The sequence below is a fragment of the Paenibacillus sp. FSL R10-2734 genome (assembly GCF_037963865.1).
In the GTDB taxonomy this organism is placed as follows: Bacteria; Bacillota; Bacilli; order Paenibacillales; family Paenibacillaceae; genus Paenibacillus_AQ.
Window position 1 is genome coordinate 2,118,859 of sequence record NZ_CP150170.1, and the last position, 12,797, is coordinate 2,131,655.

Annotated in this window: 12 protein-coding genes; 11 read left to right on the forward strand and 1 reads right to left on the reverse strand. The window is 45.3% G+C overall.

The window, feature by feature from the left end; all coding sequences use genetic code 11:
• Positions 1 to 23 precede the first annotated feature (23 nt).
• A complete protein-coding gene (locus NSS67_RS09335) occupies positions 24 to 542 on the forward strand; it encodes an adenine phosphoribosyltransferase (RefSeq protein ID WP_339319281.1) in 519 nt (172 codons plus the stop codon).
• A 228-nt stretch (positions 543 to 770) separates the two neighbouring features.
• Here the strand turns inward: NSS67_RS09335 and uraA are convergent, their stop codons facing one another.
• A complete protein-coding gene (uraA, locus tag NSS67_RS09340) occupies positions 771 to 2,084 on the reverse strand; it encodes a uracil permease (protein ID WP_339319282.1) in 1,314 nt (437 codons plus the stop codon).
• Positions 2,085 to 2,390: 306 nt separating this feature from the next.
• On the opposite strand from uraA, the gene NSS67_RS09345 reads away from it, so the two are divergent.
• From NSS67_RS09345 to NSS67_RS09390, 10 genes are all read left to right on the forward strand, one after another.
• Complete coding sequence (locus NSS67_RS09345; protein ID WP_339320552.1) at positions 2,391 to 4,571, forward strand: bifunctional (p)ppGpp synthetase/guanosine-3',5'-bis(diphosphate) 3'-pyrophosphohydrolase; 2,181 nt, start codon at positions 2,391 to 2,393, stop codon at positions 4,569 to 4,571.
• A gap of 21 nt (positions 4,572 to 4,592) precedes the next feature.
• Positions 4,593 to 5,036, forward strand: coding sequence for a D-aminoacyl-tRNA deacylase (gene dtd / locus NSS67_RS09350; RefSeq protein WP_339319283.1), 444 nt, complete (start codon positions 4,593 to 4,595; stop codon positions 5,034 to 5,036).
• 162 nt (positions 5,037 to 5,198) lie between these two features.
• The gene (locus tag NSS67_RS09355; protein ID WP_339319284.1) at positions 5,199 to 5,354 is read left to right on the forward strand and encodes a hypothetical protein; all 156 of its coding nucleotides are present in this window, start codon (positions 5,199 to 5,201) and stop codon (positions 5,352 to 5,354) included.
• A 150-nt stretch (positions 5,355 to 5,504) separates the two neighbouring features.
• Positions 5,505 to 6,014, forward strand: a complete 510-nt coding sequence (locus tag NSS67_RS09360; protein ID WP_339319285.1) for a type 1 glutamine amidotransferase domain-containing protein — start codon at positions 5,505 to 5,507, stop codon at positions 6,012 to 6,014.
• A 44-nt stretch (positions 6,015 to 6,058) separates the two neighbouring features.
• A complete protein-coding gene (locus tag NSS67_RS09365; RefSeq protein WP_339319286.1) occupies positions 6,059 to 6,502 on the forward strand; it encodes a hypothetical protein in 444 nt (147 codons plus the stop codon).
• A 351-nt stretch (positions 6,503 to 6,853) separates the two neighbouring features.
• Positions 6,854 to 7,006 (forward strand): hypothetical protein, encoded by a 153-nt coding sequence (locus NSS67_RS09370; RefSeq protein WP_339319287.1) that lies wholly within the window; start codon positions 6,854 to 6,856, stop codon positions 7,004 to 7,006.
• 188 nt (positions 7,007 to 7,194) lie between these two features.
• Positions 7,195 to 8,448, forward strand: a complete 1,254-nt coding sequence (gene hisS, locus NSS67_RS09375; protein WP_339319288.1) for a histidine--tRNA ligase — start codon at positions 7,195 to 7,197, stop codon at positions 8,446 to 8,448.
• Between the two features lie 82 nt (positions 8,449 to 8,530).
• On the forward strand, positions 8,531 to 10,309 hold the full coding sequence (gene aspS / locus NSS67_RS09380) for an aspartate--tRNA ligase (RefSeq protein WP_339319289.1): 1,779 nt from the start codon (positions 8,531 to 8,533) through the stop codon (positions 10,307 to 10,309).
• Between the two features lie 66 nt (positions 10,310 to 10,375).
• Complete coding sequence (locus tag NSS67_RS09385; RefSeq protein WP_339319290.1) at positions 10,376 to 11,131, forward strand: tRNA threonylcarbamoyladenosine dehydratase; 756 nt, start codon at positions 10,376 to 10,378, stop codon at positions 11,129 to 11,131.
• A 238-nt stretch (positions 11,132 to 11,369) separates the two neighbouring features.
• Complete coding sequence (locus NSS67_RS09390) at positions 11,370 to 12,668, forward strand: NCS2 family permease (RefSeq protein WP_339319291.1); 1,299 nt, start codon at positions 11,370 to 11,372, stop codon at positions 12,666 to 12,668.
• Positions 12,669 to 12,797 lie beyond the last annotated feature (129 nt).

A 12,797-nucleotide genomic window follows, 5' to 3' on the forward strand; every position in this document is an offset into this window, starting at 1 on the left:
AAAACTTTTAGGAGATGAAAAATTTGGATTTTAAAGATAGTATTCGCGTGATTCCTGATTTCCCGAAAGAAGGTATCAGTTTTAAAGATATCACTACTTTGCTTAAAGACGGTGATGCTTATCGCCAAGCGATTGATGCGCTCAAAGCTCTCGTATCGCACTTAGAAATTGACGTAATCGCAGGACCAGAAGCACGTGGGTTTGTAGTTGGAGCACCTCTTGCTTATGCGATGGGCGTAGGATTTGTGCCTATTCGTAAGAGCGGGAAATTGCCATATGAGACTATCGAGGTTGGATATGATCTTGAATATGGTAAAGACACACTTGCTGTTCACACAGATGCTATTAAGCCTGGACAAAAGGTATTGATCGCTGATGATCTATTAGCTACTGGTGGAACGATTGCCACTTCGGTTAGTCTTGTGGAGCAGCTTGGCGGTGAAGTGGTAGGCGCAGCTTTTTTAATTGAATTGGTTGAGCTTGCTGGACGTAATAAGCTTTCAGGAATTGAAGTTGTTACGCTGGTTAACTACGAAGATTAATACGATAAGCCTGTCTTTTCCCGGGAAATAAATGGGGATTTATGTATCGAATGATGTTGAAAAGTGCAAACAACAGCAATTCTCTGTCACGACTAGCGGAGAGTTGCTGTTTTGCATTTCTGATCTTAAAGTTGCTTAGCGGATGCAACGTATAATAAAAAAAGCTGCCCAAGTCCATAAATCATAAATGGACATTGGAGCAGCTTTTTGAACTATTTTTATAACAAATTAATGAGCAGCTTTATCGCTTTCTCCACCTTCATTAGACAGCCCAAGCACTTCAATAAGTTTGAAGAAAAGGGCAAGAACGATACCAACAATTGTAGCTAGCGCCATACCACTTAGCTTAATTGGGCCCATAGTAAGGGTTGCACCACTAATTCCGACAACGAGCACCAAGGTAGCCATAATCATGTTAGTAGCCTTGGAAAAATCAACTTTTTGCTCAACAAAGATACGTAGACCGGATGCAGCAATTACACCGAACAACAGCAGGGATACACCACCCATTACAGGTGTTGGGATATTAGCGATAACAGAGGAGAAAGTACCTGAGAACGAGAGTACAATGGCGATCACCGCTGCACCACCAATCACATATACCGAATAAACTTTAGTTAAAGCCATAACCCCGATGTTCTCACCGTAGGTTGTATTTGGAGTAGAACCGATAAAACCGGACAGAATGGTAGATATCCCGTTACCCATCAGTGAGCGATCAAGTCCAGGATCTTTAGCCAGATCTTTGCCGACAATATTGCTAGTTACAAGTAAGTGTCCAATATGTTCAACGATAACAACGAGTGATACTGGAATGATGGTCAGAATGACACTCCAATCGAATGATGGAGTAACAATAGTAGGGTGTGCTAAAAAATTTGCATTAGATATTGCGGCGGTATCCACCATTTTCATAATATAAGCTAAGCCATAGCCAGTTACGATACCGATGAGGATGTGAATGATTTTTGGAAAACCGCGGAAGAGTACAGCTCCAATTACGGTTACACCTAATGTCACCATAGAAAGCGTGATCGCTTTGCCGTCTGGAATCCAGTCTGCAACTGCGACGCCTTCAGGGGCAATGAGTCCTGCCATTCGCGCGGCAACAGGCACAAGTTCAAGTCCGATCGTTGCTACGATTGCACCCATTACTGCTGGAGGGAAGACAACATCAATCCATTTTGTTCCTGCATAACGGATAATCAAAGCAACGAGTACAAAGATAATACCAGTGATAATAAAAGCGCCCAAAGCAAGGGAGTACCCTTTCATATGATCATCTTTATGATCTGCAAGCACTGACAATACTGGTGCGATAAATGCAAAGCTGGAGCCAAGGTAGGCAGGGATCTTACCACGGCAAATCCAGATGTATAACAGTGTGCCGATACCATTCATCAGCAAAATCATGCCAGGGTCAACCCCGAACAAGTTAGGCACTAGCACCGTACTGCCAAACATGGCGAACAAATGCTGTAGGCTTAATAGAAAACCGGGGCCCCATGGAAGTTTTTGATTAACTTGAATTTCGCGTTGCAATGGAGTTCACTCCTCTTTCTTATTGGATATGATGTTGTCCAGCGAAAATCCGCCTTTACTAGATTAAATAGAACTGGACATTTTTACAACAACATTTTCATAAGTGTTATTAATTTGTCCGAATTTCATAACTTTTACTTCTGGAATACCATGAGATGGCAAGTGTTGACGTAATCCTTCGTAAGCGTCATAATTATAGACAACTTTGAACAAGAGCGTAAGTTGCTTGCGAAATGATTGGAACCTGCAGATTCTAGAACTATTGCGGGTTCATTTTATTATAGAAAGGAAACGGATACGACGAGAATGGGCATAGAGCGATTAATGGATAAGGCTGGCGCCTATATAAAAGATAAAGATCTTCTCCGCATCCGGGAAGCTTATGAATTTGCCGATCAGGCTCATCACGGGCAGATCCGCAAGTCGGGGGAGCCATACATTCTGCATCCGCTGGCGGTGGCAGATATTGTCGTCAATATGCAAATGGATGTTATATCTATTATTGCGGCGCTTTTGCATGATGTTGTGGAAGATACGACGGTCTCATTGGAACAAATCCGCGCGAAATTTGGCGATACCTGCGCGATGCTTGTCGACGGCTTAACGAAGCTGGAGCGCATCCGTTTTCGCTCAAAGGAAGAGCAGCAGAACGAGAATTATCGTAAGATGTTTATTGCGATGGCTCAGGATATCCGGGTCATTGTGATTAAGCTAGCGGACCGTCTGCATAATATGCGTACGTTAAAGTACCAATCTGAAGAGAGCCAGCGTCGTATTTCTTACGAAACGTTGGAGATTTTCTGTCCTGTGGCTGATCGGCTGGGGATTTCTGCGATTAAGTGGGAGATGGAGGATATTGCGCTTCGTTACTTGAATCCGCAGCAGTATTACCGCATTGCTAATCTGGTGCATAAGAAGCGAGCAGAACGAGAGCAATTTATCGATAGCGTAATTGGCCGTATTCGAGCCAAGCTGGATGAAATGGGCATTGAAGGTGACCTTTCAGGTCGTCCGAAGCATATCTACAGTGTCTATAACAAAATGAGTACGAAAAACAAACAGTTTAATGAGATCTATGACCTGCTGGCCATCCGTATCATTGTGGATAATATCAAGGATTGTTATGCAACTCTCGGAATTATTCATACCCTATGGAAGCCAATGCCGGGTCGTTTCAAAGATTATATAGCTATGCCCAAAGCCAATATGTATCAATCTTTGCATACTACAGTGGTAGGTCCTGGTGGAGAGCCAACCGAAGTGCAAATTCGCACTTGGGAAATGCATCGTACGGCTGAATTCGGGATAGCAGCACATTGGGCATACAAAGAAGGAACCAGCAATAATGTTAATCCGGAGAATCGGATGCCTTTTTTCCGCGAAATATTGGAGCTGCAGCATGAGGCCAAGGATGCTGAAGAATTCGTAAAATCACTCAAAATGGATTTTTTCTCGGATCTCGTATTCGTGTTTACGCCTAAAGGCGAGGTTATTGAGCTTCCTGCGGGCTCTGTACCGCTCGATTTTGCCTTCCGTATTCATACAGAAGTGGGTAATCGCACGATTGGTTCTAAGGTGAACGGGCGAATTGTGCCGCTGGATCATAAGCTGAAGACGGGCGATATTGTAGAAATTCTGACGTCGAAGCATTCTTACGGACCAAGCCGAGACTGGCTCAAGATTGCCCAATCCTCCCATGCGCGAAGCAAAATTAAGCAATGGTTCAAAAAAGAAAAACGCGAGGAAAATGTCGAAAAAGGTCGCGAAGCGATTGAACGTGAGCTGAAGCGTCTGAATGTCGAGGTTTCCGAGTGGATTTCCGATGAAAAATTATTAGAAGCCGCGAAGAAATTCGCTTTTAACGATGTTGAGGATATGTTATCTGCTGTTGGGTTTGGTGGGATTACCGCTTCGCAGATTGCTTCCCGTTTGACGGAGAAGCTGCGCAAGGAGCAGGAGGACGCCGCTAATCATTTAGAGCTCACTTCAGAGATGAAGGAGATCAAGTCTTCCGGAGAGAAACGTAATCAACCGACCAATGGCGTATGTGTTAAAGGAATTGATAATTTGCTTGTCCGTTTTGCACGATGTTGTAATCCGGTGCCGGGTGACGACATTGTAGGGTATGTTACACGGGGCCGGGGTGTATCTGTGCATCGCCAGGATTGTCCTAATATTCCGGGTGAAGGCAACGGTGAAGAAGCAGCAAGAGTGATTGAAGTGGAATGGGAAGGTACGATGGAAGCGAACTACAGTGTGGATATTGAGATTACGGGTCATGATCGTAATGGACTACTCAATGAAGTGCTGCAGGCGGTATCCGAGAGTAAAACGAACATTTCTGCGGTCACTGGGCGCTCTGACAAGAATAAGATGGCAATGATTCATATGACCATTCTTATTCGTAACACGGAGCATCTGCAATCCGTTGTAGATAAAGTGAAACGAGTCAAGGATGTATATACAGTGAATCGGATCATGCAATAAAGCAAGGAGCGGAGTAGTGCGATGAGAGTTGTAGTACAGCGTTGTAAGGACGCCAAAGTAACCGTAGATGAGAAAGTGACCGGTGAGATTGGCAAAGGCTTGATGCTGCTTGTTGGCGTTACGCATGAAGATACAGAGAAGGATGCCAAGCATTTGGCGGATAAAATAGCTGGCTTGCGTATTTTTGAAGATGATGCTGGTAAAATGAACTACAGTGTAACAGAAACTGAGGGAGCTATTCTTTCGGTGTCCCAGTTTACTTTATACGGGGATTGCCGTAAAGGAAGACGGCCAAATTTCATGGGAGCAGCAGCTCCTGCGGAGGCCGAGCGACTTTATGATTATTTTAACCAAGAGCTTAGAGCTGGAGGACTTCAGGTGGAGACGGGCGTATTTGGAGCGATGATGGATGTGTCGCTGACCAATTGGGGTCCGGTTACTCTCATTTTGGATAGCCGCAGTTAACGAAAAGAAGATGTCGAATATTGCTCCTTATCAGAGCGAACATTCGACATCTTTTTTTATTGTGATTGAGCTGTGAGTAAGAATCTTGTGAGGATAGAGCCTCTTGGTGCTGGATAAACTAAATGAAGATGGATATCATGCACGATGCAAGGAGCTTAGGCAATGAGACAATCACAGAAGGCTTGGGTATGGAGAAGTATCCCGGCACTAGCAACTGGGAGCCCTATAGAGGCCTGTGCGTTAGCCAAAAAGTCGGAAGACGAGATTGAACCCCAAATGATCAAAGGAAGAAGCCGTAATCTCTTGCCGCGTACCTGAAATGGTTGGTAGAGACGGCTTTTTCGATGTTGTTCACAGCGTATATTTTCTGATTAGAGTTTAGAAATCATCGTGATAAGGGTAATAGACGACAAGAAAGATCAACAAGATACCTATTCCTACGCTCAAACAGAGAGGAGAACTTATCACATGAGTAACGTTGCATTTTTACTAGCTAATGATTTTGAAGATTCTGAAATGAAGGTTCCTTACGATGAAGTTATAAAGGCAGGACATCAAGCTGACATTATCGGTTTAAAGAAGGGGGAGACCTTACTGGGGAAAAAGAAAAAGGTTTCCTACGCAGCCGATAAAGCTATAGCTGACGTTCAAGCCGGTGATTATGACGCGATTGTAATTCCGGGGGGTTCTTCCCCAGAAAATTTACGGCAAAATGCTGATATTCTGAAGTTTGTGAAAGAAGCAAACGAAGCTGGTAAGACTATCGCCTCTATTTGCCACGGACCCCAAATTCTGATCAGTGCAGACTTGCTTAAGGGACGTACCATTACCTCTTATCCTCCGCTCAAGGATGATGTAGTGAATGCCGGTGCGGAGTTCAAAGATGAAGAAGTAGTAGTTGATCGTAATTACATTACTTCGCGTACACCGAAAGATGAGCCTGCCTTCGTTCGTGAAATATTGAAGGTCCTGAAATAAACAATTCATAATATGGAGATTTATAATCCAAGGAGGTAATGGCAATGACCAGAAAAATCCAGGCATATTTCAGAACGGAAAATGAAGCAGAAGGCGCAAAAACAGCGTTGATTAGTTACAAGGTGGATGGCTTGGAGGTTTGGCCACTCACGGACCCTATCGGAGAAGATCGTAGAATTCTGTTTCCAATCGCGCCATTTACTAATACAACTATGGCAGCAGGTACAGTAGGGACACTTGGAACAGGTAGCACTCCGGCAGCAGGAGCCATGCTGGTTCCTGGTGTTGCCGCATCCGACGCTGAACCTGAAACCCATTATAGTGTGGATGAAGATCAGGTTAGTGCGGATGTAGCGGATGGGGAGCTCGAAGATGGGGATTTAAGTGAACTTCGTTATGTGATGGAGCTTAGTGTCGCAGAAGAGAATTATAATGAGGTTGTGGAAACCCTTCGGGGCAAAGGCGCATTTGTTGAACAATTCGATTAACATCAATCTATTAAAATAAACCGCTTTCATGAATGTAATATAATCGTAATATTACATACATGTTTCCTTAATATAGCGTGTTTATAATAAAGGCATGACCCCCTTTTTAATAATATATGATGATGGACCTGCAGCATTCGGCCGCAGGTCATTTTTTTTGTAATGGTTGAAGTGAAAGCTAAAAAGTTGAAAAATGTCGATTTTTTTATTCAGCTTTGCATTTCCTGCCTTGACTTTAGCGCAGTAGTTCAGTAGAATTTAAAAATATACGATTTTAACATATGGTTTTGATGACGGGAACAAGTAATTCGAGGACCCACAACTTCAGAGAGGAATCCCCTGTAGATTCAGATGATATCCAGTACAATGGATGATTTATCGTTTCCGCTTGGCTGCAAGGATTCTGTTGATGAGCGAATGAATGACCTCCCCGAGAACGTACGGCGAAAGTGGGCAATGCATATTGCCGCGATCAGTAGCCGTTTACGCGTAGGCGGGCGTTAACCGCTTTGAGCGGATTCAGAATGGTTCTGATCCGGAATGTGGGTGGTACCACGGGTGTATTATTGGTTATGATAATCCCTCGTCCCTGTTTTTTTATAAACAGGGCGGGGGATTTTTTGTTTTGTTTAGCGATATGAAGTGATGGAGAGAACAGATTTAGAGGGGTTATTTTTTAGGAGGGATAGACTGTGGCTAAAGAAAGATTCGAGAAACCTACAGGAACACAGGATGTGCTTCCGGGAGCTGTGGAGAAATGGCAATATATTGAGGGGAAGGCTAGAGATTTATGCCGTCGTTTCAATTACCGAGAAATCCGTACACCGATGTTCGAGCACACGGGGTTATTCGAGCGTGGAGTAGGCGAAACAACGGATATTGTCGAAGGCGAGATGTATACGTTCAAGGATAAAGGCGACCGCGATTTGGCGCTGCGTCCAGAGGGAACAGCGGGTGTTGTTCGCGCTTATGTTCAGAACAAGCTGTATGGTGAGCCTGATGTAAGTAAGCTGTATTATATCGGACCTATGTTCCGTTATGAGCGTCCACAGGCAGGAAGATATCGTCAATTCCATCAGTTTGGGATTGAGGCCTTCGGAGCGGTAGATCCGGCTATTGATGCAGAGGTGGTCTCCTTAGGCTATCAATTCTATAAGGACCTGGGCCTTAAGGATGTAAGAGTAGAGATCAATTCTGTTGGTAACGCACCTAGCCGTGCAGCTTACCGGGAGAAGCTACTGGGATTCCTGAGACCGATGAAGGATAATCTTTGCAGTGACTGTCAGCGTCGTATCGAGCGTAATCCGCTGCGCGTGCTGGATTGCAAGGTAGATCAGGATAAATTTACGGATGCACCTTCCATTCTGGATAGTCTGGATGAAGAGTGCACAACTCATTTTGAGAAGGTGAAGATGCACCTTAACATCATGGGAGTAGAATTCACCATTAACCCTCGCCTTGTAAGAGGATTGGATTATTACACGCATACAGCGTTTGAATATAAAGCAGCAGGTATTGGTTCGATTGATACCGTGGGCGGCGGAGGCCGATACAACGGTTTGGTTGAAGAAATCGGTGGTCCGGATCAACCGGGTATTGGTTTTGGAATCGGACTGGAACGAATTCTTCTCATTTTGGAGGATCAGAAGGTAGAGCTGGAGACGGCGAAACCGCTCGATGTGTATTTCGTAGCCCTCGGCGAAGAAGCTGATATTGAAATCTCTAAGCAGCTTTACATCCTGCGCAGCCAAGGGTTCTCAGCAGAACGTGACTACCTAGGCCGGAAGATGAAGGCACAGATGAAATCGGCAGACCGTATGTCGGCACGTTATACTGCGATTCTTGGCGAAGATGAGCTGAAGAATGGTGTAATTACTCTCAAGTCGATGAATACAGGGGAGCAGCGCACCGTGAAGCTGGAAGAGCTGGGTCAGGCGCTAGTTTAAACCATCTGACTACACGTCTTATGGTGACTGTATAGAGAAAGATTAAAAATGTATTTTTAACCATAAAGGGGAATGATAAATTATGCAAAGAAGTCATCAGTGTGGACAGTTAACACCAGAACATATTGGACAGACAGTAACCTTAAACGGATGGGTACAGACTCGCCGCGACCTCGGGGGCGTACTATTTATTGATCTGCGTGACAGAAGTGGTATTGTGCAAGTTGTATTTAACCCAGACTACTCTGGCGAAGCTTTACAAATTGCTGATAAGGTTCGTAGTGAATACGTCCTGGCTGTTAAAGGTAAAGTTGTTAAACGTGATGAGGAAACCATTAACCGTAACCTGCCAACAGGAGAAATTGAAGTGCAAATTACGGACATTGAAGTGCTGAACGCAGCTAAGACCCCTCCGTTCTTCATCGAAGATGGTGTGGAAGTAGACGAGTCTCTGCGTCTGAAATATCGTTATTTGGATCTTCGCCGTCCGGAAATGCAAAGAACCTTGCTGCTTCGTTCGAAAGCTTCTAAGATTTTCCGCGATTTCCTTGATAGCGAAGGATTTATCGACGTAGAAACACCAATTCTAACGAAGAGTTCTCCAGAAGGTGCGCGTGATTATCTGGTGCCAAGCCGTGTGCATGAAGGCGAATTTTTCGCATTGCCGCAATCTCCACAAATCTACAAGCAATTGTTGATGGTGGGCGGCGTTGAGCGCTATTACCAAATCGCTCGTTGTTTTCGTGATGAAGATTTACGTGCTGACCGTCAGCCTGAATTCACACAAGTCGACATTGAGACTTCATTCCTATCCCAAGATGAACTGCTTGGTATGATGGAGAAGCTGATGCAGCGTCTGTTCAAGGAAACTGTAGGAGCGGATATCGAGCTTCCGTTCCAACGTTTGACTTATGCTGATGCGATGGGCAAATACGGTTCTGATAAACCTGATCTACGTTTTGGATTAGAGCTTGTAGAAATGAACGATATTGTTGCTACTAGCGGCGTGAAGGTATTCGCTTCTGTGATCGAAAAAGGCGGAGAAGTGAAGTGTCTAAATGCTAAAGGCTGTGGCACTTGGACTCGTAAAGAAATCGATGACCTTGGACCTTATGCCGCTCGTTATGGCGCAAAAGGATTGGCATGGATTCAAGTGAAAGACGGCGAATTCAAGGGGCCGATTGTGAAATTCTTCTCCGAAGAAGAAATTGCGGCTGTGAAGGAACGTACAGGCGCTGAAGAAGGCGACCTTCTCCTCTTCTCCGCGGATAATAAAAAGGTAGTAGCAGACGTTCTAGGCGCCTTACGTGTCAAAATTGGACGTCAACTCGGTCTGATCGACGATAACGTGTTCAAGTTCGCTTGGGTTACAGACTTCCCACTTCTTGGCTATGACGAAGATCAGAAACGTTATGTGGCAGAACACCATCCGTTCACTCGTCCACGTGAAGAGGATCTGCACCTGTTTGACACAGATCCAGGTGCGATCCGTGCACAAGCTTATGACATCGTTCTGAACGGCTACGAAGTAGGCGGAGGCTCCATGCGGATTTACAAACGCGAGGTACAGGAGAAAATGTTCGAAGCCCTTGGATTTACGAAAGAGGTTGCTTACGAGAAGTTTGGCTACCTGATGGATGCGTTTGAATATGGTACACCTCCACACGGCGGTATCGCTTTCGGTTTAGATCGTTTAGTAATGCTACTGACCGGTCGTACAAATCTGCGTGAAACCATCGCATTCCCGAAAACAGCAAGTGCAACCGACCTACTCATGGATGCACCTTCGCCAGTAGACGGCTCACAATTGGAACAGCTGCACATTAAGCTGGCTCTAAAACCGAAGAAAGAAAAAGAATAACTAACTAATCGAAGCGGGCGAGGCAGATTTCTGCTTCGCCAAAGCTTTTGAAGGAGGGTGTACCTCATGCTGCATCAGTTCTCACGTACGGAACTGGCGATCGGACCGGAAGGACTGGAGATTATGAAGAACAGCACGGTAGCGGTGCTTGGCATCGGCGGTGTTGGCGGTATAGCTGTTGAGGCTTTGGCGCGTACCGGTATCGGCAGACTTATTCTCATAGATAAGGATACCGTAGACATCACCAATGTAAACCGCCAGATTCATGCTCTTACAACTACGGTTGGGCAGAAAAAAGCTGATCTGATGGTAGAACGTGTGAAGCTGATCAATCCGGAATGCGAAGCGATCGCACTCAACATGTTCTATACGGAAGAAACCTATGAGGAATTGTTCAAATTAAAACCTGATTATGTCCTGGATGCTTCGGATACGATTATTTATAAGGTCCACTTAATCAAAGAATGTCTGTCCCGTGGAATCCCTATGATCTCAAGCATGGGCGCTGCCAACAAAATGGATCCTACACGATTCCAGGTAGCGGATATTTCAAAGACAACTTATGACCCGATTGCTCGTGTCATTCGTCAGAAGCTGCGTAAGGAAGGCATTAAGAAGGGCGTGAAGGTGGTTTTCTCTACGGAGCCGCCAATGAAGCCGCGTCAGGATGTTACAGATAAGATCGTTCCGGAGAATGCGCCGGATCGACGTAAAGCGAAACAACCGCCAGCCAGCAATTCATTTGTTCCACCGGTAGCCGGCCTGATCATGGTCAGCGTTGCCGTACGTGATTTGCTTGAGGCTGGAGGCGTCAGCGTGTAAGTGAATCGCTGAGCTGAAGCTGTTTCAATTATAGTGATAATTAGTTATGAAATGGACAAAAGGGCGAGCAGCTGAAATCCAGTTGCGTACGCCCTTTTGTTGTGGTTATCAGGCGGGTTTGCGTGAAGCAGACCACATATAGGCATAATAGCTGAACCGGGATGAACGGCTGATTATAAGATTTATTATCCGGGTAATATCCGCCTGCGGAACTTAATATCAGTGGAGGTTTTTGTACATGAAATCGAATTTTTGGCGAAATAGTGTAGGGCTTGCGCCTGAGAATGAATGGAAACGGGAATGGGCTGCTGGGATCCTCTCGTATTTTGCTTCGGTATATATTGTAATGGTGAATGCGGCCATTCTCCATGACGCGGGGATGCCGCTTAGACCGGCTATGGTGGCTACACTATTGACTGCCGTTACAGGCTGTCTACTGATGGCCTTCGGTGGGAAGACGCCGATTATCGTGGTGCCAGGTATGGGGATCAACGCCTTTTTCACCTACACACTTGTTCATTCTATGAATTTGGGTTGGAGAGAGGCGCTTACTGTTGTCGTTATAACGGGTGTGTTGTTCGCTATAGTGTCCTTCACTTCGCTTTATCGTATTCTTAGTGAAGCGATTCCTCAGAACCTGCAGCATGCCATAACAGTCGGGATAGGATTGTTTCTGACCTTTATAGGGCTGCAAAAGAGCGGGATCGTGATTGCACACCAGACCACTTTTGTTGCTATAGGACATTTTAGTGATCCTGCAGTTATCACTTCCTGTGTAACCTTGTTGCTCGCTTTAGTGCTGTTTATCCGGGGAACCAACGGAGGCTTGCTCATCAGTATGCTGGTTGGTACCGGACTAGCCTACTTGCTGGGAGCGGCTCACGTTCCAGAAAAGCAGGCATCAGGCCATGTATTTACGGGTTATGGGAGCCTATTTCTCGGAATGGACTGGAGCGGCATAGTGAGCCTTGTGTTCTGGATCGCTGTATTCCTGTTATTGTTAATCGTTGTATTTGAAAATATCGGTCTTGTCGCCTCACAGACGACGCTGGCAGGGCGTCCTGAGCGCTTCAAGAGTAGCTTACGAGCGCTCTCTATTGCCAATATCGCTGCAGGTCTCTTCGGAAGCAGTCCTGTAGTAGCTGCTGCGGAATCCAATGCAGGAATCGCTGCAGGTGGGCGTTCGGGTCTGACCTCGCTCGTGGCAGGGCTTCTGTTCGGCGCGACATTCTTATTCTTACCGCTGCTATCTTACATTCCGGACAGTGCTATCGCACCGATCTTGATTGTAATTGGCGGGCTTATGGTACAGAATGTGCGTGAGATGGATTTGAGCGATTTGACTGAGCTTTTCCCTTCTTTCTTGATCATGGTTATGATTCCATTCACCTATAGCATCGTAGACGGTATGGCTTTTGGCTTCATCGCTTATCCGATCGTGAAGCTTGCGGTGGGCAAGGGTAAAGAAGTACCTCCTGCGCTGTATGGGATTGCGGGCTTGTTTGTAGCTAACTTTATTTTGCAAGCTGTGCTATAGTGTTAATTCGCTTGAAAGATTTGGTATTTATGTGCTGATTGTGCTACAATGGTTATCCTTTTTGTGTGAGAAAAGGGAATGAGGAGAATGAAAATTTGAGCTCGATAAACTTTTAGGAGGTAACTGAAA